The following is a 19,765-nucleotide window of genomic DNA, read 5'->3' as shown; positions in this document are numbered from 1 at the left end:
CCCCAATCTGGCGCGGCGGCAACGCATGGTGGGAGTGACAAGTGTGTCGGGATATTCGCGCATGCGCCTCCCACGGCTTCGACTTGCCTTCTCTTTGCGAAATGCTTGCACTTTGCAATTATCTGTGCCAGCCTTTCGATCCATGAAACAAGCTGCTCCCGCGGCCGACGATGGCCTGAAGCTCAGCACCTGGCTGCCCTATCGCTTGTTCCTCGTCGCGGCGCAGGTCGCCCGCCCGCTCGAGAGTTTTTACAGCGAGACGTTCGGACTGAGCCAGGCCGGCTGGCGCATCCTCGCCGTACTCGCCGAGCGCGACACGGCCAACGCCTCCGAGATCGGCCGCGCCTGCGCGCTCGACCCGTTCGCGGTCAGTCGCGGCATCGGCCAGCTCACAGATCTCGGCTTCGCGGTGCGGCGCCCCGGCAAGATCGATCGCCGCTTCGCCGCTGTGAGCATCACCCGCAGCGGCCGCATCGCCTTCAACCGGATCGCTGCATTGGGCAGCGCGATCGAGGCGCGACTGCTTGCGCGCCTCACCGAGAGCGAGCGGACAACACTCGATTCCGCCCTCACCGGGCTCGAGGGGGAAAGCGCACGGATCGACGCCGTCGGCTGGCGCGCGCTGCTCGACGACGCCGCAACGCCATGACAGCCGCACTGTTCGCGCTGACTGCGCTGCTGTGGGGCGGCGGCGCGCTGGCAAGCGCGATGCAGGCCGGCGTCACGCCGGCGCCGTGGTCAGTGGCGCTGCGCATGGTGCTCGCGGGTCTCATCCTGCTCGGCTACGGCCGGCTGCGCGGCGTGCCGCTTACGATCCCGCGCAAGCATCGGCCGGCTGTCGCGTTGCAGGGCCTGCTGTTCTTCGCCATTGCATTCATCACATTCTATGAAGCGAGCGCGCGGATGCCGAGCGGACTTGCGGCGCTGGTGCTGTCGACATCGTCGCTGTTCGCAGCGGTGATCGCGCGGGCCACGCTCGGCGTCCCGATCTCGTCGAGCTTCGTCTGGGGCGCGCTGTGCGGTATCCTCGGCCTTGCGATCATCTTCCTGCCCGGCGCCACCGCGCATGGCGCCGCGCCGCTCGCGGGTCTCGCCTGGGCGCTCACAGCAGCGATCGCGACCGGCGCCGGGACGACGGTCGGTGCGCGCAACCAGCGCGCCGGATTGCCCGTCGTCTCTGTGCTGGCCTGGGGTGCATTCGTCGGCGCGGCGGCGAGCGCGCTCTGGGCCGTCGCGACCGGCACGCGCTTCGCGGCCGACATCTCGCCCTCCTACGTGGCGAGCTTTCTCTATCTCGCGGTCGCCGCGTCCTGCATCACCTTCATGCTCTATTTCGAGCTGGTGCGCCGGCTCGGTCCCGGCCGCGCCGCCTATACACTCGCGCTGGTGCCGCTCGTTGCGCTCGTATTGTCGGCCCTGTTCGAGCATCTCGTGTTGGGCTGGCCGGTGCTCGCCGGCGCCGTCGCGATCCTCGCCGGCAATTTGCTGGTGCTGGCGCGGGCGTAGATTCAGTTGGCCTGCCCAGCCGCGCAGCCATCGCAATTGACGCCACGACGATACCTGACTAAAGTCAGATACATGCTCGACCCTGTTTCCCGCGTCCGCCGCTTCAACCGTGCCGTGACCTCAGCCGTCGGTGCGCTCGACACCTCGTTCCTCGGCCGCGGCCGGCCGCTCGGCGCGGCGCGGGTGCTGAACGCAATCGGACATGGCCGCGCCGATGTCGGCGAGATCAGGGATTATCTCGGGCTCGATTCCGGCCTGATGAGCCGGCTGTTGCGCAGCCTCGAGGACGAAGGGCTGATCGAAACGACCGCGCATGCCGACGATGCGCGCCGCCGCATCGCGCAGCTGACGCCGGCGGGCAAGCGCGAGTTCAACGCCTATGAGGCGATCTCCAACCGGCAGGCCAAGGACTTCCTCGCCCATCACACCCAGCGCGACGCGCTACTTTCGGCGATGGATCTGATCGCCTCGGCGCTCGGACGCGACGGCACAGCACTGCGCGAGATGGACCCGCGCAGCGACGAGGCGCGCTATTGCCTCGGCGAATATTACGCCGAGCTGGCGCGACGCTTCAAACAGGGCTTTGACGTCAAGCTGTCGCGCGATCCCGATGCCAAGGACATGGTGCGCCCGCGCGGCAGCTTCATCGTGGCGATGTCGGACGGCCTGCCGATCGGCTGCGTCGGGCTGAAGGGCAGCAGCAGCGAGTTCGCAGAGATCAAGCGGCTCTGGGTCGCACCTAGCGCGCGTGGCCTCGGCCTCGGCCGCCGCCTGATGGACGCCGCCGAAAATGCCGCGCGCGAGCTCGGCATCGCGGTGCTGCGGCTCGACACCAACAGCGCGCTGGCGGAAGCCGGCCAGCTCTACCGCCGAACCGGCTGGAGCGAGATCCCACGCTTCAACGACGACCCCTACCCTGATTTGTTCTTCGAGAAGCATCTCTGAGCGGACCGCCGCACGCGGCTCTGCATCCGCGTGTTGTCCGGTGTCGCGCGCTGGCCTATGACGCTCCCATGACCATTCGCCCTATCGTCCGCTATCCCGATCCGCGGCTTGCGCTCCCGGCCGAGCCGGTCGACCTGTTCGACGACGCGCTGCGCGAGCTGGCGGCCGACCTGCTCGAGACCATGCATGCGGCACCCGGCATCGGCATCACCGCGCCGCATATCGGCGTGGCGCTGCGCGTCGTGGTGCTGGAACTCGACGCCTCTGAAGGGCCGCGGAGCTATGTCAATCCGGAGATCATCTGGACCTCGCCCGAGATGATCCTGCACAAAGAAGGCAGCGTCTCGATGCCCGGGGTCAACGACGAGGTCGAGCGCCATGCGAGGGTCCGCATCCGCTATCAGGACCTCGACGGCAACGTGCAGACGGAGGAGTCGGACGGGCTGCACGCGGTGTGCCATCAGCACGAGATCGATCAGCTCGACGGCGTGTTCTGGATCAGGCGCTTATCCCGCCTGAAGCGAGAGCGCCTGATCAAGCGATATGAGAAGATCTCGCGGGGCTAGCGTAGAATTGTAGGGCGGGTTAGCGAAGCGTAACCCGCCGCGACGATCGCAGTGGCTAGTCGGTGGATTACGCCTTCGGCTAATCCACCCTACGCAGCTATCGCGACGACAAACCTCGACTTCACCCTCCCGCCATCAAATCCTTTGCCAGCGCCATATACGCCGGCAACGTCACAGGGTCGTTCGCGGCGTTACCGGCGGCGTGATGCGAGGCGTAGCGTGCGATCACCATCTCGGCCTTCGGATCGATGTAGATGCCCTGGCCGTGCACGCCGCGCGCCATGTAGGCGCCGTGCGCATTGTGCGTCACCCACCACTGATTGCGGTAGGACGCCCCGGGCAAAGTGGTGTAGCCGGCCGGCTTGAACTTTTCGGGATCGCCGCCGCGCGCGATGTCCTCGACAACTTGAGACGGCACGATCTGACGGCCGTTGAAACGGCCGTGATTGCGGATCGTCTCGCCGAAGCGGGCGAGATCGCGCAGCGTCGTGGACAATCCGCCGCCGCCGCTTTCGGTACCGATGCGGTCGACGTGATAATACGCATCCTCCTCCGCGCCCATCGGCGCCCAGATCTTCTCGGACAGCAGGTCCGACAAGGTCATGCCGCTGGCGCGCCGGCAGATGAAGGCCAGCACATCGGTGTTGACGGTCTTGTAGGCGAAGGCCTTGCCGTGCTCGCCTTGCTTCTGCTGCCCGCACAGGAAATCGAAGATGTTGGTGGCGCCCTCATAGCCATGCGGGATCGGCGCCATGCCGTTGGCGCGCCGCAGACCCCACACGTCGGAATTCTTGTCGGTATAGACCTCGGTGTATTTCAACCCCGTGGTCATATCCATCACCTCGTGCACGCGCGCATCGCCGAACGCGCTGGCCTTCAGTTCCGGCACATAGTCGGTCACCGGCGCCTGCGGATCGATCTTGCCCTCGGCGACCAGCATGCCGGCGAGCGTGCCGGTGAACGACTTCGTCACCGACATTGCGATATGCGGCTTGTGCGGCTTCAGCGCGCCGAAATAGCGCTCGTAGATCAGTCTGCCCCGATGAAGCACGGCGATGCCGTCCGCATAGCTGTCCTCGAGCATGCGCGCGAACGTCTGCGGGCGGCCGTCCATCGTCACCGACGCGGAGGCGCCGATGTCATGATCTGCGCGCGGCAGCACCGACGCCGGCCCCGCTCCGCGCCAGACATTCACCGTCGGCACCAGCTGGCGGATATTGCTCCAGGCCCAGCGCAATTCGGGGAAGCTGCGGAACGAGCCGTCCTGGAATGTGATGGTCTTGTGCTGCGGCGGCGGAAAGCCCTGCATCCAGCCGAGCGTCTCGGGATCCGACTCGGCGGTGGTGGGCGTTTGTTGCGGATTGGCGGCGGCTGCGACGGACATCAATTCTGGCTCCAGAGCTGCGATCTGGATTTCGTATCATGCGATGGCATGAGACACATCCCGCGTTTGCGCCGGGGTGACCGTCGCGGCGAGCGCGGGCCGCGGCACGAATAGTTGCGCGACCGCACTACCAGCTTGATCGGACACGTGACTGTCGAGCCCGGGCCAATCATTCCACCAAACGGATTACGCCGCAGCCGCCCGCTCGATCGCGGCGATGTCGATGTTCTTCATCGTCATCATCGCCTCCATCGCGCGCTTGCCTGCGGCGCGATCAGCGCCGTTGACGAGCTCGAGCAGCCGCCGCGGCGTGATCTGCCAGGTAAATCCCCAACGATCCCGGCACCAGCCGCACGGCAATTCCTTGCCGCCATTGCCAGTGACCGCATTCCAGTAACGATCGGTCTCCTCCTGGCTGTTGGTGAGCACCATGAAGCTGACCGCCTCGTTCGGCGTGTAGTTGGAGCCGCCATTCAGCCCGACGAAGCGGCGGCCGAGCACTGTGAACTCGACCGTCAGTTCATCGCCCTGCCCGATGCCCGGTATCGGCGAGACATGCCCCGCATCGACATGGCTGTCGGGAAACGTCGCGGCGTAGAATTCCGCCGCTGCGCGCGCCTGGCCCTGATCGAACCAAAGGCATGTGACGAGATCGGTCATTTGCAGTCTCCTGGTTTTGCGAAGGACGGTTGACCGAGGCGTTAGCCGACAGCACCGCGGCGGGCCGATGAAAATAATTTGCGGGACCGTGCGTTCCGCTGGTCTTCGCGAGATGCGTCCGGTTACCGCTACGGGAACCGAAAGTACGGGTTAGATCACAGGTGCCCCCGGCAACGCCCCGCCGCCCAGCCGCATCCGGGCTACTCTTGGTCAAAAGATTCTAGGATCGGCTGTCGGTACACGCGCCGTTCACTCGTCCTCGGGACGCAAGGACATGGAGTAAAACGATGACCCCCACCATCACCGCCTTCGAACGGTCGCCCGACGGCGGCAAGGGACTGGCGCGCGATACGCGGGTTCGCTGGGCGCTGGAGGAAGTGGGCCAGCCTTACGAGGTTCGCCTGGTTTCGTTCCAGGCGATGAAAGAGCCGGCACATCTGGCGCTGCATCCCTTCGGCCAGATTCCGACCTATCAAGAAGGTGATCTCGCGCTGTTCGAGACCGGATCGATCGTGCTCCATATCGCCGAGCGTCATGCGGGCCTGCTGCCCGGCGATGCCAATGCCCGCGCCCGTGCAATCAGCTGGATGTTTGCCGCGGTCAACACGGTGGAACCGCCGATCCTCGAACTCGCAACCGCCAGAATTCTGGAGAGCGACAAGCCATGGACCAGGGAGCGCCTGCCCCTGGTCATGGATCGCATTCGCGACCGGCTGAAGCAGCTCTCAGCCCGCCTCGGCGATGCCGACTGGCTCGATGGCGCGTTCAGCGCGGGCGACCTGATGATGGTGTCGGTGCTGCTCAGGCTTAGAATGTCGGGCATCCTCGACGAATTTCCAAACCTTGCCACCTACGTCGCTCGCGGCGAAGCGCGGCCTGCGTACAAGCGAGCTTTCGACGCTCAGTTGGCGGTCAACACGGGTAAGCATCCGGCCGGCTGAGTTGCGCCAGGCGGGACCCAGCCCTCGCGCAATTGCTCGGCACCGCCACGCCGCATTGCAGTTCCGGCACAACGATCACGATCGCCTCACCCCCTCACGCAGCGTTGAGCCGGCGTGAGCGAGGATTGCATTTAAGTTCACCCGCGCTGCGCACATCTATCTGACGAGGCCAGACTCCTTGGCCCCTAAACCAAACGGAGAAACTCAATGACGAACGTCAAACTGTTGTCGGCTGCTTTCATCGCGGTTGCCATGATCGCGACACCGGCGATGGCGCGTGAAACGCACGCTGTTTCCAGACATGTTGCCGAAGCCAACGCCGCCGCGCCGACCGAACCCGTCTATGTCGATGGCCGCGCCTGCATTCCGGCTCCCCGCGTCGGTTCATTCGCGACCGCGCCCTGGACCGGCGCCAATATCCCCTGCGAACCGGGCCCGTATTGATCGCGCTTGCTGTCTAGCTGACGCGAGCGCCCCGCCGCCAGGCCACAGCATTTACGTTTCAAACAGCATAAACGTCTGCGATCTCGCGACATGATCTGTCCGAGTTTTGCGCTTCGTTTCGCCCTCGTTGCCAACGGAGGGCGCAGGGAAGACCGGGTGCCGATCGCACCCATGGGCCCCGAGCAATGGGTAGGAAGCTCGGGGGTAGGGCCACAGGTGTAACCGGGAACATCCGGCCTTCCCTGCGCGATGGTTGTGCGGCTTACTTCGTGCTCTCCCCGGCGAGACCAGACTTTTTTGTCACCGCCCTCGCACGCGCACCGCGCAATGCGAGAAGACACCTGCCACTAGGGCGTCAGGACCACACGACTTCACCGTCCGCCTCCTGCGCGTTCGTCAACTGCGCACTCAGCGTCCACCGCATCCCACACCACGTTCGTGACGATCGCGATCCGCCCCTCGTGTCGGGTGAGACGGGCAGATTGAACATCTGAGTTGGGTCAAACGCCAAGCGGAATATTTTCTTATCGCGGGATTGACGGGTTTTGGTGAGTTGCCCGTCGGGTGATTTGTCGCAGGTGAGGAAGCGGGATTTGATTTGCGGCGAGGTAGTTCTGTCGTGCGGCGCAGTCCGGCGGGAAGCGGCGCGCTAGTCCTGCCAATCCATCGCTTGGCGCCAACTTGGCTTGTCGTTTTCGCCCAGAAACTCCAGGGGAACTGGATTGCGGATAGCCCAGTCGAACCGCTCTTTCGCTTCGGCGAAATAGCTCATCTCCGCATCCTCCCAGATTGCGAAGACGGGATCGCACTCGTCTTCAGTCACGTTGTTGGCGCTGAGGACGAGCCAAGTTAGCCCGTTTTGCACGACAACTGACAATGTTTGATCGGGCATCCTGATATCGAATGCCTTCGCGAATAGGTCGCGCCATCCTGCCGCGTCGAGCGCACGAAGGACGGCATACGCAGTCTTGGCTTGGCGCGAAGCTGTTGCGATGTCCCGATCTAGATCAACGCCAGGATAGTATGAGCCATTCTCGCTGATGAAATCACCGCATCGAACTGCTCGCCAATCATAGGTATGTGCATCATCAAAGCGATTAGGCGATGAAGCGACAGCAATCGGATCCTGCCTCAGCGCGACAAGCTGGGAAGCGGCTTCCCGCACCAACCCATCGAGACGCAGGAACGCAGGGTGATCTTTGACCTCCCACGGACCAAGTCGCAAAACCCCGTCTGGCAACACTGTTCCAAGCTTCATTGCTCGACCTCGAGTTGTTGCCGCGATCGCAATGTGTGAACGACGGCGACCATAGGCGGCACGGCGCGATACCAGCCGAAGATTATCCGCTCGGCGCTGAGCGCGGGATCGAAGACTTTTCCATCGACGTCAATCGGCGGTCCGATCAAGCGGCGAACGAGACCTGGACCGAACGAATTCCCGAGAACGCAGAGTGCGTCGGCTCCGAAATCGGAGGCGAAGGTCAACGGCATCAAAAGCAACGCACAGACCTGCCGAACAGGCGCGTCGTGGGAGATGCCGCTACGCGAAGTCTCGTCGGCGATGATGCGCTCGTTATCGATTGGAAGTGCCTCGGGATAAAGTTGCGGCAAATGTGGTCGCCGGCAATATCTCAACCAATCGGAAAGCGTCCGGCTTTCGCCAAGGTCTTCAACAACATGCTGGCGCACGAGCTGGTCGACGTCGTCGCGATCTGGAAAGGCCATCCTTGCAATCGCCGCACCGAAGTCGATGCTGTGCAAGATCATGCGATGCCGCATGTCTGCGCACGCGGCCTTCGTGCTATCCAGAAACTCGTGAACAGCCAAATAGTCTTGCCATCGCCCTCCGAGCTTCCGAGCACTGCTGATAGCGTGTTGATAAGGTCTCATGGCAGAATATGCGGACCTCAGGCAGGCGACTAGGTTAACTGCGGTTCAGCAGCCGACGTCCCTATTCCCACTCGATCGTCCCCGGCGGCTTGGACGTCACGTCGTACACCACCCGGTTCACGCCCTTCACCTCGTTGATGATCCGCGTCGCGGTCTCGGCCAGAAACTTCATGTCGAACTGGTAGAAGTCGGCGGTCATGCCGTCGGTCGAGCTGACGGCGCGGAGGCCGACGACGTATTCGTAAGTTCTGCCGTCGCCCATCACGCCGACGGTCTTGACCGGCAGCAGCACCGCAAAAGCCTGCCAGATCGCGTCATAGAGGCCGTGCTTGCGGATCTGGTCGATATAGACCGCGTCCGCGTTACGCAGGATGTCGAGCTTCTCCCTCGTGATGTCGCCGGGGCAGCGGATGGCAAGGCCCGGGCCCGGGAACGGGTGGCGGCCGACGAACACTTCGGGCAGGCCGAGCTCGCGGCCCAGCACGCGCACCTCGTCCTTGAACAGCTCGCGCAACGGCTCGACCAGCTTCATGTTCATGCGCGCCGGGAGGCCGCCGACATTGTGGTGCGACTTGATGGTGACCGACGGTCCGCCGGTGAAGGAGACGCTCTCGATCACATCAGGGTAGAGTGTGCCCTGCGCCAGGAATGCGGCGCCACCGATCTTCTTGGCCTCGGCCTCGAACACGTCGATGAACAAGCGCCCGATGGTCTTGCGCTTCACCTCGGGATCGGTGACGCCTTCGAGCTCGCCCAGAAACTCTTTCGACGCGTCCACATGGACCAGCGGGATGTTGTAGTGGTTGCGGAACAGGTCGACGACGGTCTTGGCCTCGTCGAGCCGCAGCAGGCCGTGATCGACGAACACGCAGGTGAGTTGGTCGCCGATCGCCTCGTGGATCAGGACCGCGGCGACGGCGGAATCGACGCCGCCGGACAGGCCGCAGATCACCTTGCCCTGGCCGACCTGGGCGCGGATCTTCTCGATCGCCTCCTCACGGAAGGCGCGCATGGTCCAGTCACCGGTCAGGCCGGCGACCTTGCGCACGAAGTTGCGAAGGAGCTTTGCGCCGTCGGGCGTGTGCACCACCTCGGGATGGAACATCAGGCCGTAATATTTCCGCTTCTCGTCCTGGATGATCGCGAACGGCGCGTTCGGCGAGGTGCCGGCGACCGAGAAGCCGGGCGGCATCTTGGTGATGCGGTCGCCATGGCTCATCCACACCTGGTGCTTTTCGCCGTGGCCCCAGACGCCGTCGAACAGCTGGCTATCGGTCTTCACCTCGACATCGGCGCGGCCGAATTCGCGGTGGTGCCCGCCTTCGACCTCGCCGCCGAGCTGGGCCGCCAGGGTCATCTGGCCGTAGCAGATGCCGAGCACGGGAACGCCTGACTCGAAGATCAGCTGCGGGGCGCGCGGCGAGCCGGTTTCATGCACCGATTCCGGGCCGCCGGAGAGGATCACCGCTTTCGGCTTCATCTCGTTGAAGGCCGCCTCGGCCTTCTGGAACGGCACGATCTCGGAATAGACCCCCATCTCGCGGACGCGGCGGGCGATCAGTTGCGTCACCTGGCTGCCGAAATCGACAATCAGAATCTTGTCATGCGCCGAGGCCACGGTGGGCGTCGACGGTTCGCGGGCTGTGTGCTGGGCTGTCATGGCAAGCAGATACGCGACGGCGCCCGCCCCCGCAACCGCGCAGCGCGGGGCGCCCACATTCTTCTTTGGGCATGGACAAATCTATATAGGTCAGTATTATTGACCTAATTTGACCATAACCAATGGGAGAAAACCAATGCCGGATTTTCACGAACCGTCCCGCCTCGCAACGCTCGGCCGCGACTGGGTCGACGCCTGGAACGCGCGCGACCTCGAGCGCGTGCTGGCGATGTATTCGGAGGATACCGAGATGACCTCGGACCGGATCCCGCCACTCGGCTTCGGCGCCTCCGGCACGGTGCGCGGCAAGGCGCAGCTGCGGGCCTATTGGAGCGCCGCGCTCGCCAAGCTGCCCGAGCTGCATTTCGAGCTGATCGACCTCTATGTTTCGCCCGACAGCGTCGTCGTGTTCTACCAGAATGAGCGCGGCAAGAAGATCTGCGAGTATCTGCGGTGTGACGCCGAGGGCAAGATCAGGCAGGGCTCGGCGAACCATCCGGTGGGTTAGGTCGCTGCCACATCCCCAACTCTTTCCCGTCACCCTGAGGAGGTCGCGAAGCGACCGTCTCGAAGGGCGACAGCCCCGCTCCACACCCATCCTTCGAGGCTCGCCGAGCGTTGCTTGCGCACCGCTCGGCGCGCACCTCAGGATGACGACTGTGCTTGAGGATGCAAACGCGTAGAATGGGCAAACCATCAGGACCACGCCCATGAAAATCCCGACCCTGCCCTTCACCGTCACCGACTGGAGCAATGTCGAGCCGACGGTGCATCCCGGCGACACCGGGCAGGCGCTGTGGCGCACGCTCAACATCGGCGAGCTCAGGGTGCGGATGGTCGAGTACTCGCCGGGCTATCTCGCCGATCACTGGTGCGATCGCGGCCATGTGCTCTTTGTCGTCACGGGCGAGCTCGACACCGAGCTGCGCGACGGCCGCAAATTCACGCTGAAGCCGGGCATGAGCTACCAGGTCTCCGATTTCGGCGACGCCGCGCATCGCTCGTCGACCGCGACCGGCGCGACGCTGTTTATCGTGGATTGACGCGATACCTCCACTCTCTCCCGTCACCCTGAGGTGCGAGCGGAGCGAGCCTCGAAGGGCGACAGCCCGGCTCCATCCCCATCCTTCGAGGCTCGCTACGCTCGCACCTCAGGATGACGTCAGTGTTTGCGGCCGCTTGGACGCTCACCGCCTCCGCATCGCCACCTTCCTCACCTTGGTATCCGCCCAGCCCAGCGGCTTGCCGTTCTTCGACGGCAACACCAGTTGCCCAACCGCCTGCCCGGCCTGGTCCAGCAGCACCGAATGCGCTTCGCCCCGCGCGTAGAGATGCGCCTCGCCCCATTGCCGCAAGGAGACCACGATCGGGAACAGGTCGTGTCCGCGGTTCGTCAGCACATATTCGAGGTAGGCGCTGCCGTCGGAGGCTGCGACCTGCTCGAGCACGCCGGCTTCGACCAGCTTGCGCAGCCGCGCCGTCAGCATGCCCTTGGCGATGCCGAGGTTCTTCTGGAAGTCGCCGAACCGGCGCAGGCCGTCGAACGCGTCGCGCACGATCAACAACGACCACCAGTCGCCGATCGCATCCAGCGCGCGGGCCACCGGGCACTCCGCCTTTGCGAATCCGATCCGCTGCATCGCGTTCCACCTTCCTCGATCACGATTCCGAACTGGTCTTAAAATAGGACTAGACAGACCGCGATGCAACTGGTCTCATTATAAGACCAGATTGCGAGTTGCAGCGGAGACAAGATGATGAACCAGACCATGACGGAGGCCGGGCCGGCCACGGGCGATCACACAACGGACGGCAAGCCCCGCGACACCAAGCCAGGCGCGCTATCGCCCGCGATCGTGCTGCTGTTTGCGGTCGCCTGCGGGCTCAGCGTCGCCAACATCTATTCCGCCCAGCCGCTGCTCGACACCATGGCGCAGGATCTCGACATCACCCCGGCCGCGATCGGAATCGTGGTGACGCTGACCCAGGTCGGCCTCGCCTTCGGCCTGATGCTGATCGTGCCGCTCGGCGACCTCTGGGACCGCCGCAAGCTGATCGTCGGCCAGATCATGCTGTCCGCGGTTGCGCTCGTCGTGGTCGGCACCGCGCCGAATGCGATCGTGCTGTTTGGCGGCATGGCGCTGGTCGGGTTGCTCGCTGTCGTCATTCAAGTGATCGTCGCCTTTGCAGCGACATCGGCCTCGCCGGCCGAGCGCGGACAGACCATCGGTACTATTCAAAGCGGCGTCGTGTCGGGCATCCTGCTGGCTCGCTTTGCGTCGGGCACGCTCGCCGATATCGGCGGATGGCGCATGGTCTACCTGACCTCGGCCGTGCTGATGCTCGCGATGGCCGCACTGCTCGCCTATGTGCTGCCGCGGCAGCCGCCGCGGGCGCTGACCGGATCATCCTGTGCAAAGCTGCTGCGCTCGACGGCCGCGCTGTTCGCCGAGGAGCCGGTGCTGCGCGAACGCGCCGTGTTCGCATTGCTGATTTTTGCGAGCTTCAGCGCGTTCTGGAGCTCGGTCGTGCTGCCGCTTGCCGCGCCGCCGCTGTCGCTGTCGCACACCGCGATCGGCATGCTCGGCATTGCCGGCCTCGCCGGCGCACTGGCGGCGCGCAATTCGGGCCGCCTCGCCGATCGCGGCTGGGGCCAGCGCACCACCGGATTGTCGCTGCTGCTGATGCTCGCCGGCTGGGCGCCGATCGCCTGCCTGCATGCGTCGCTGTGGCTGGTGCTCGCCGGCGTCGTGATGATCGACTTCGCGGTGCAGGCCGTCCACGTCACCAACCAGAGCCTGATCGTAGCTGCCCGCCCCGAAGCGTCGAGCCGCCTGATCGGCGTCTACATGGTGTTCTACTCGGTCGGCAGCGGGCTCGGCGCGATCGCTTCGACGATGGCCTATGCCGCCGCCGGCTGGCTCGGCGTCTGCGCGCTGGGCGCGGCGATCAGCGCCATCGCGCTGCTGTACTGGGTCATCGTGGTGAGCAAGACGCCGGTGCCGCAGAGCGTTTGCACTGTCCCGTCACCCTGAGGAGCGCGCTCTTGCGCGCGTCTCGAAGGGCGACGGCCCGCGTCCATCCCCATCCTTCGAGGCCCACCGAGCGCTGCTAACGCACCGCTCGGCGTGCACCTCAGGATGACGCCCGGCGCTTGAGGATGCTGACGAAGAACCCGTCCGTGCCGGTGCGGCGCGGCGTCATCAGCAGGCCCTCCGGCGACAGCAGCGCGGCCTCTGCAAACGCCTCGGCCTTGTCCCACAGCACCGATGCGGTCTGCTCCGGCGGTTGCACGGAAAACTCCGGGTGCCGCGCGATGAACGCCTTGACCTGCTCGCCGTTCTCCTCCGCCAGCACCGAGCAGGTGATGTAGGCGATGCGGCCGCCGGACTTGACCAGCGGCGCGGCGCGCGCCAGCACCTCGGCCTGATCCTTCAGCCGCACCTCGAGCGCGCCTGGGCGCATCCGCCATTTGGCGTCGGGATTGCGGCGCCAGGTGCCGGTGCCGGTGCACGGCGCGTCGATCAGCACGAGATCGGCGGACGCCCTGATGTCGGACAACACTTCCTCCTCGCCGCGCGGCGTGCGCACATCGCAATTGTGCACGCCGGCGCGCGACAGCCGCTCATGGATCGGCACGAGCTGGCGCTTGTCGCTGTCGGTCGCGATCAGCCGGCCCTTGCCTTCCATCATCGCGGCCACCGCCAGCGTCTTGCCGCCGGCGCCGGCGCAGAGGTCGATCACCTGCTCGCCGGGCTTGGCCGCCGAGAACAGCGCGGCGAGCTGCGAGCCCTCGTCCTGGACTTCGATGGCGCCCTTGATGAAATCCTCCTCGGCATGGATGCCGGGATTGCGCGCGTCGGCGCCGAGCTCGATGCGCAGGCCGAGCGGCGACCACGGCGTTTCCTTCGCACCCAGATACGACAGGCGCGGCAGCACCTTCTCGCGCTTGCCGCGCAGCGTGTTGACGCGCAGATCGAGCGGCGCGCGGCTCGCCATCGCAGTTGCCTCGGCAGAACGGTCGTCGCCGAACACCCTTGCCAGATAAGGGTCGAGCCAGTCCGGATAGTCGCCCGCGATATGTGCCGGCGCATCCGCAAGCGAGCGCGAGGCCAACGCAGCCTCCTCGGCCGCGGTCAGCGGTTCCGGCGCGAACCGGCCGCCGTCGCACAGCGCCGAGATCGTCGGGATGTCCATGCCGCGCTCGAGCTTGAGCATGCCGAGCACCCGCGACCGCGCGCTGGCGTCGTCCATCAGCCAGGCCGCGGAGGATTGCCGGCGCAGCACGTCCCAGATCAGGCCGGAGATCGCGGCGCGATCGCCGGAACCGGCATAGCGATGCGCGGTGCCCCATTCCTTCAGCGCTTTGGCCGCGGGAATGCGCTGTGCGTCGATGGTGGCGATCAGCTCGATCGCGGCGGAGAGCCGGGCAGCGGGGGTCATAGAACTCTTTCGGTTGGGCGCGTCAAATGAGCAGCAGGAGCTTGAGCGCGAAATACAGCCACATGGCCGCCAGCACCAGCACGCCGGCGAACCAGGCGAGCGAGCGCGGCCGCACGTCGTTGGAGGTGACGAATACCCCGGCATGGGCAAACCGCGTCACCACGAACACCCAGGACATCAGCACGATGAAAAGATCGGCACGGCGCAGCGGCAGCGCAATGGCGATCAGCACATAGAACAGCACCGGCAGTTCGAACTGGTTGGCGAAGCAATTGCCGAGCTGAGTGGCGCGCTCCGGCCAGTTCGGCTGGCGCAGCGCGATATCGGCCATCTTGGTCTCACCGCTCGCCAGCGTCCGCGTGCGCAGCGTGGCCATCCCAAACAGAAGCGCGAAGGTGAGCCCAATCTGGATGAAGACCGGTAACAGAACCATTTGAACCGACATCAAGAATCTCCCTTAAGCCGGGCGTCCGGCCGCCCTCTTAGCTGCCACGGCCGCGCAACACAATGAAGCTTGCCAATAACGCGCCTGGGTAACCCGTTGAACCATGATCCGAGCCCGGGTGACCAACTCCCAGGAATAATGACGGTTTCAGTTCCCCACGGATGACGCGATGAGCATCATCACCCCGATCCTGGACGGCGTGGCTTTAGCGGCCGCGAGCCTCGGCGATCTCCTCACCTCCCTGCTGAAGGCGATCGACCCCGGTATCGGCTGGTTCGACGACGCGGCGGATGGCGGGCTCGGCATGGTCATGTCGGGGCTTGCCGGCGTCGCCACAGCGCTCCTCGTCGCCATCCTGCTCTCGGCCTATTTTCGCAGCGGCTATCGCTCGACGCGCGACATCGTCAGGCACAGCCTCGCCACGGCGCTGGTGCTCAGCCTGCTCGGCTATGCGGCCTACGATATCGGGCACGATGCGCTCGCCTATCTCGGGCTCAACGCATCACCGGCCGTGACGGGAACAAGCTCGCCGAATACCGGGCTGCTCGGAGGTCGCGTCGCTCCGCCTGTCCTGCCCACCCGCGCGGACAAGCAGCTTGCCATCTAGCGGCCTGCACCGCCGGATCAAACAAGACATCAAACAACGCATCAAACAGAGCAGCGAAGAACTCACTGAAATCGTCATCGTTCCGACTTTGCGCCGACGCTATAATTCGGCCGAAAGGATCGATGCATGCCCCAGTTTCGCCTGACCCAAATCTCCGACACCCACCTCGCGCGCCGCTTCAAGCCGCTCGTCGACAACTTTCATCGCGTCAGCGAACACATCGACGCGACGCGTCCCGATCTCGTGCTCAACTCCGGCGACGTCTCGTTCGATGGGCCGACCAGCCGCGACGATCTGGTGTTCGCCAAGGAACTGCACAGCGCGCTGCCGGTCGATTGCCTCTATCTGCCGGGCAATCACGACATCGGCGACAATCCGACCGCGGTCGGCCCGGTGCCGGCGCAACTGCCGACCGAAGCAACGCGCCGCGCCTTCACCTCGGTGCTCGGTGAGGACCGCTGGCATTTCGACGCCGCCGGCTGGCGCTTCATCGGCCTCAATTCGCTGATCATGAACACCGGCCTCGACAGCGAGGCCGCGCAGTTCGACTGGCTCGCCACAACGCTCGACAAGGCGGTCGGCAGACCGGTCGCGCTGTTCCTGCACAAGCCGCTGTATCTCGACGTGCCCTACGATGCCGAACGCGCCGAGACCGCGATCCGCTACGTGCCGCAGCCGGCGCGCCGCCGTCTGATCGAGATGTTCGGCAAGGTCGATTGGCGCCTGGTCGGCAGCGGCCATGTGCACCAGCGCCGCGACTACACGTTCGAGCGAGTCAGGCAGATCTGGGCGCCCTCGGCCGGCTTCATCATTTCAGATGCGCGACAGGAAGTGATCGGCGTCAAGGAAACCGGCCTGGTCGAGTACCGCTTCCAGCCGGACAGTTTTGAAGTGCGCCACATCAGGGCCAAGGGACAGGTCGATGTCGACCTGGACATGCTGCTCGGCAAGCAGCCGGCGTAAGCCGTCTCAGCTCCGCGCCGCGTCGTGCAGATCCTGCTTGATGACGGTGAGCAGCGCCTGCAGCGCGTCCTTGTTCGGCTGCGCCGCCGGCGCGGGCTGCACGCGTGTGGGGCGGACCGGCTCCGCGGCCGGCTCGTCCTCGACAAATTTTCCATGCAAGACGTCGTCGCGACGGCCCATGACGAACATCGTGGCCCAATAGCCGACGGCGAGGAGAATGACCCCGAAAACAATAGCTTCAAAAATCATGGCTACACCTGAAATATAGCCATATTGAATCAACTGCGCCGGGTTCCCCGTCAAGCAGATGGGGGCCGAAAAGCCCCCAAGAGCCCGCCATTGTGGCGCTTTTGCTACTTTGGTGCGCGGAATGGGAGCTGAAATGTCCCGTTTTGACGCGCTTTCTTCACCCGAACCGGTGCCCATCCCGGATCAGGCCCGGGACGGGCTTCGCTCGAAAACGCTATCGCTCAGGCCTTGTCCGGCCCGATCCGGACCAGCTGCTTGCCGAAATTGGCGCCCTTGAGCAGGCCCATGAAGGCCTCCGGCGCGCTGTCCAGGCCCTCGGTCACGAACTCCTTGTACTTGACCTTGCCCTCGCGCACCCACTGCGACATGTCGCGCAGGAAGTCGCCGTGCATGGCGGCGAAGTCGCTGACGATGAAGCCGCGGAAGGTCAGCCGCTTGGTCAGGATGTTGCGCATCATCGCACCAGCCCATTTCGGCGCATGCGCCTCGGTGTCGTTGTAATGCGCGATCAGGCCGCAGACCGGAATGCGCGCGAACGCATTGAGCAGCGGAAACACCGCGTCGAACACCGCGCCGCCGACATTCTCGAAATAGACGTCGATGCCCTTCGGGCAGGCTTCCTTGAGCTTCGCCGCAAGATTGGGATCGCGATGGTCGAGGCACTCGTCGAAGCCGAGCTCGTTCTTGACGTAGGCGCATTTGTCCTTGCCGCCGGCGATGCCGATCGCCCGCGCGCCCTTGATCTTGGCGATCTGCCCGACCGCCGAGCCGACAGCGCCGGACGCGGCCGCGACCACCACCGTCTCGCCCGCCTGCGGCTTGCCGATCTCGAGCAGGCCCGTATAGGCGGTCATGCCGGGCATGCCGAGCACACCGACCGCGGTCGAGATCGGCGCGATCTTCGGATCGATCTTGGCGAGGCCCTTGCCGTCGGACAGCACATGCGTCTGCCAGCCCGCACGCGACAGCACGATGTCGCCCTTGGCAAAGGCCGGATTGTTGGACGCGACCACCTCGCTCACCGTACCGCCTTCCATCACCCCGCCGACCGGCACCGGTGCAGCATAGGACGGACCGTCGGCCATGCGGCCGCGCATATAGGGATCGAGCGACAGCCAGATGGTGCGCAGCAGCACTTCGCCCGCGCCCGGTGTCGGCGGCGTGTAATCCTCGAGCCTGAAATTGGCCGGCGTGGGCTCGCCATGCGGGCGCGAGGCAAGAACGATGCGCTTTCCTTGGGACATGCTGATTTCCTCTTGGGCTGATTGGTTCGTGGCGCACACGTAGTCATGCAATCCAGCTCCCCGCAAGGGAGATGGATTTGCTCTTTCGCACGCGCTTGTTTGAAATGTTGTTTGAAATGACGGGCATCATTTCGAGACGCAGCTAACCGCTAGCGTCGTCATTCCGGGGCGATCCGATAGGATCGAACCCGGAATCTCGAGATTCCGGGTCTGGTCCTTCGGATCGCCCCGGAATGACGTCGGTGGAATTACACCCCGCCCGGATAGTTCGGGGCTTCGCGCGTGATCGTCACGTCGTGGACATGGCTCTCGCGCAGGCCGGCGCCGGTGATGCGGACGAACTCGGCCTTGTCGTGGAAATCCTTGATGTCCTTCGCACCGACATAACCCATCGCCGCCCTGAGACCGCCTGCGAGCTGGTGCATCACGTTGCCGACCGGGCCCTTGTACGGCACCTGGCCCTCGATGCCCTCCGGCACGAGCTTCAGCGTGTCCTTGATGTCCTGCTGGAAGTAGCGGTCGGCCGAGCCCCGCGCCATTGCACCGACCGAGCCCATGCCGCGATAGGCCTTGTAGGAGCGGCCCTGCCACAGGAACACTTCGCCGGGCGTCTCGTCGGTGCCGGCGAGCAGCGAGCCGACCATCGCGATGTCGGCGCCGGCGGCGAGCGCTTTGGCGAGGTCGCCGGAATATTTGATGCCGCCGTCGGCGATCACGGGCACGTCGGCCTTCTTCGCCGCCGCCACCGCATCCATGATCGCGGTGAGCTGCGGCACGCCGACGCCGGCGACGATGCGCGTGGTGCAGATCGAGCCCGGGCCGATGCCGACCTTGATGCAGTCGGCGCCCGCATCGATCAGAGCCTGCGCGCCACCCTCGGTCGCGACGTTGCCCGCCACGACCTGTACCGCGTTGGAGAGCCGCTTGATTCGGTTGACGGCATTGAGCACGTGCCGCGAGTGACCGTGGGCGGTGTCGACCACGACGACGTCGACGCCGGCATCGATCAGCCGCTCGGTGCGCTCGTAGCCGGTCTCGCCGACCGTGGTGGCGGCGGCGACGCGCAGCCGGCCCTGCGCATCCTTGCAGGCAAGCGGATGGGCGACCGCCTTTTCCATGTCCTTCACGGTGATCAGGCCGACGCAGCGATATTGCTCGTCGACGACGAGCAGCTTTTCGATGCGATGCTGGTGCAGCATCCGCTTCGCCTCGTCCTGGCTGACACCCTCGCGCACCGTGACGAGGTTTTGGTGCGTCATCAGCTCCGAAACCTTTTGTCGCGGATCGGTTGCGAAGCGCACGTCGCGGTTGGTCAGAATGCCGACCAGCTTGCCCGGCACGTTCTTGCCCGCACCTGTTACGACCGGGATGCCGGAGATGCCGTGATCCTTCATCAGCGCCAGCGCGTCGGCCAGCGTGGCGTCGGGACCGATGGTCAGCGGGTTTACCACCATGCCGGACTCGAATTTCTTGACCTGCCGCACCTGAGCAGCCTGACCTTCGGGGTCGAAATTGCGGTGGATGACGCCGAGGCCGCCAGCCTGCGCCATGGCGATCGCCATCCGTGCCTCGGTGACGGTGTCCATCGCGGACGCCATGATCGGGATGTTGAGTTGGATCGCGCGGGTGACCCGCGAGCGAATATCGACTTCCGAGGGAAGAACGTCGGACAGACCGGGCTTCAGAAGCACATCGTCGAACGTGTAGGCTTCGCGGATAGCCTGAAATCCCGTGGCCATTGCCAACTCCTTATCTGCGGCCGCAGCCGCGAGGGTCTTACGGATGAACGCTACCTGCGGCGACGCTCGCTGCGTCACC

The 19,765-nt window shown here is 65.0% G+C and carries 22 protein-coding genes; 11 read left to right on the top strand and 11 right to left on the bottom strand.

The genetic code is table 11. The annotated features are described in order from the left end of the window. Window positions 1-142 precede the first annotated feature (142 nt). From ACE103_RS18215 to ACE103_RS18200, 4 genes are all read left to right on the top strand, one after another. The gene (locus tag ACE103_RS18215) at window positions 143-649 is read left to right on the top strand and encodes a MarR family winged helix-turn-helix transcriptional regulator (RefSeq protein ID WP_375780560.1); all 507 of its coding nucleotides are present in this window, start codon (window positions 143-145) and stop codon (window positions 647-649) included. Beyond that, window positions 646-1,506: a DMT family transporter gene (locus ACE103_RS18210; protein ID WP_375780559.1), complete on the top strand. Its 861-nt coding sequence runs from the start codon at window positions 646-648 to the stop codon at window positions 1,504-1,506. The genes ACE103_RS18215 and ACE103_RS18210 overlap by 4 nt, the downstream gene beginning before the upstream one ends. Window positions 1,507-1,578: 72 nt before the next feature. After that, entirely contained in the window at window positions 1,579-2,451 is an 873-nt protein-coding gene (locus ACE103_RS18205) for a GNAT family N-acetyltransferase (RefSeq protein WP_375780558.1), read from the top strand. 68 nt (window positions 2,452-2,519) lie between these two features. Beyond that, window positions 2,520-3,017 (top strand): peptide deformylase, encoded by a 498-nt coding sequence (locus tag ACE103_RS18200; RefSeq protein WP_375780557.1) that lies wholly within the window; start codon window positions 2,520-2,522, stop codon window positions 3,015-3,017. Between the two features lie 121 nt (window positions 3,018-3,138). Here ACE103_RS18200 and ACE103_RS18195 read toward each other — a convergent pair whose 3' ends face one another. Next, window positions 3,139-4,401, bottom strand: a complete 1,263-nt coding sequence (locus ACE103_RS18195; RefSeq protein ID WP_375780556.1) for a serine hydrolase domain-containing protein — start codon at window positions 4,399-4,401, stop codon at window positions 3,139-3,141. 186 nt (window positions 4,402-4,587) lie between these two features. Further along, entirely contained in the window at window positions 4,588-5,061 is a 474-nt protein-coding gene (locus ACE103_RS18190; protein WP_375780555.1) for a VOC family protein, read from the bottom strand. A gap of 287 nt (window positions 5,062-5,348) precedes the next feature. On the opposite strand from ACE103_RS18190, the gene ACE103_RS18185 reads away from it, so the two are divergent. Next, window positions 5,349-6,002 (top strand): glutathione S-transferase family protein, encoded by a 654-nt coding sequence (locus tag ACE103_RS18185; RefSeq protein WP_375780554.1) that lies wholly within the window; start codon window positions 5,349-5,351, stop codon window positions 6,000-6,002. Window positions 6,003-6,209: 207 nt separating this feature from the next. Beyond that, window positions 6,210-6,446, top strand: a complete 237-nt coding sequence (locus tag ACE103_RS18180) for a hypothetical protein (protein ID WP_375780553.1) — start codon at window positions 6,210-6,212, stop codon at window positions 6,444-6,446. Window positions 6,447-7,095: 649 nt separating this feature from the next. On the opposite strand, the gene ACE103_RS18175 is transcribed toward ACE103_RS18180, so the two are convergent. The 3 genes from ACE103_RS18175 to guaA form a co-directional block, all read right to left on the bottom strand. Further along, window positions 7,096-7,704 carry a hypothetical protein gene (locus tag ACE103_RS18175; RefSeq protein ID WP_375780552.1) on the bottom strand — a complete coding sequence of 203 codons (609 nt, stop codon included), beginning with the start codon at window positions 7,702-7,704 and terminating at the stop codon, window positions 7,096-7,098. Next, window positions 7,701-8,336: a DUF6915 family protein gene (locus ACE103_RS18170; RefSeq protein ID WP_375780551.1), complete on the bottom strand. Its 636-nt coding sequence runs from the start codon at window positions 8,334-8,336 to the stop codon at window positions 7,701-7,703. Before ACE103_RS18170 ends, ACE103_RS18175 begins: the two co-directional genes overlap by 4 nt. A 61-nt stretch (window positions 8,337-8,397) precedes the next feature. Beyond that, window positions 8,398-9,996: a glutamine-hydrolyzing GMP synthase gene (gene guaA / locus ACE103_RS18165; protein WP_375780550.1), complete on the bottom strand. Its 1,599-nt coding sequence runs from the start codon at window positions 9,994-9,996 to the stop codon at window positions 8,398-8,400. A 136-nt stretch (window positions 9,997-10,132) separates the two neighbouring features. Between guaA and ACE103_RS18160 the strand changes: the two genes are divergently transcribed. Further along, a complete protein-coding gene (locus tag ACE103_RS18160; RefSeq protein WP_375780549.1) occupies window positions 10,133-10,504 on the top strand; it encodes a nuclear transport factor 2 family protein in 372 nt (123 codons plus the stop codon). 202 nt (window positions 10,505-10,706) lie between these two features. Further along, window positions 10,707-11,039 (top strand): DHCW motif cupin fold protein, encoded by a 333-nt coding sequence (locus ACE103_RS18155; RefSeq protein ID WP_375780548.1) that lies wholly within the window; start codon window positions 10,707-10,709, stop codon window positions 11,037-11,039. A gap of 144 nt (window positions 11,040-11,183) precedes the next feature. Here the strand turns inward: ACE103_RS18155 and ACE103_RS18150 are convergent, their stop codons facing one another. Then, window positions 11,184-11,636 (bottom strand): winged helix-turn-helix transcriptional regulator, encoded by a 453-nt coding sequence (locus tag ACE103_RS18150; RefSeq protein WP_375780547.1) that lies wholly within the window; start codon window positions 11,634-11,636, stop codon window positions 11,184-11,186. A gap of 114 nt (window positions 11,637-11,750) precedes the next feature. Between ACE103_RS18150 and ACE103_RS18145 the strand changes: the two genes are divergently transcribed. Beyond that, window positions 11,751-13,031 (top strand): MFS transporter, encoded by a 1,281-nt coding sequence (locus ACE103_RS18145; protein WP_375780546.1) that lies wholly within the window; start codon window positions 11,751-11,753, stop codon window positions 13,029-13,031. Window positions 13,032-13,131: 100 nt separating this feature from the next. Here ACE103_RS18145 and ACE103_RS18140 read toward each other — a convergent pair whose 3' ends face one another. Next, complete coding sequence (locus ACE103_RS18140) at window positions 13,132-14,439, bottom strand: RsmB/NOP family class I SAM-dependent RNA methyltransferase (RefSeq protein WP_375780545.1); 1,308 nt, start codon at window positions 14,437-14,439, stop codon at window positions 13,132-13,134. A 22-nt stretch (window positions 14,440-14,461) separates the two neighbouring features. Then, window positions 14,462-14,884, bottom strand: a complete 423-nt coding sequence (locus ACE103_RS18135) for an MAPEG family protein (protein WP_097672355.1) — start codon at window positions 14,882-14,884, stop codon at window positions 14,462-14,464. A gap of 169 nt (window positions 14,885-15,053) precedes the next feature. Between ACE103_RS18135 and ACE103_RS18130 the strand changes: the two genes are divergently transcribed. Further along, a complete protein-coding gene (locus ACE103_RS18130; RefSeq protein WP_375780544.1) occupies window positions 15,054-15,491 on the top strand; it encodes a hypothetical protein in 438 nt (145 codons plus the stop codon). Window positions 15,492-15,617: 126 nt separating this feature from the next. Then, a complete protein-coding gene (locus tag ACE103_RS18125; RefSeq protein WP_375780543.1) occupies window positions 15,618-16,454 on the top strand; it encodes a metallophosphoesterase family protein in 837 nt (278 codons plus the stop codon). 6 nt (window positions 16,455-16,460) lie between these two features. Here ACE103_RS18125 and ACE103_RS18120 read toward each other — a convergent pair whose 3' ends face one another. The 3 genes from ACE103_RS18120 to guaB form a co-directional block, all read right to left on the bottom strand. Continuing rightward, window positions 16,461-16,703 carry a hypothetical protein gene (locus ACE103_RS18120; RefSeq protein WP_375781137.1) on the bottom strand — a complete coding sequence of 81 codons (243 nt, stop codon included), beginning with the start codon at window positions 16,701-16,703 and terminating at the stop codon, window positions 16,461-16,463. Between the two features lie 221 nt (window positions 16,704-16,924). Then, window positions 16,925-17,947, bottom strand: a complete 1,023-nt coding sequence (locus ACE103_RS18115; protein ID WP_223972901.1) for an NADP-dependent oxidoreductase — start codon at window positions 17,945-17,947, stop codon at window positions 16,925-16,927. Between the two features lie 248 nt (window positions 17,948-18,195). Further along, entirely contained in the window at window positions 18,196-19,686 is a 1,491-nt protein-coding gene (gene guaB, locus ACE103_RS18110; protein ID WP_375780542.1) for an IMP dehydrogenase, read from the bottom strand. Between the last annotated feature and the right edge of the window lie 79 nt (window positions 19,687-19,765).

The organism is Bradyrhizobium sp. ma5, assembly GCF_042258955.1.
Lineage (GTDB): Bacteria > Pseudomonadota > Alphaproteobacteria > Rhizobiales > Xanthobacteraceae > Bradyrhizobium.
This window is presented reverse-complemented; position numbering and strand designations above follow the sequence as displayed.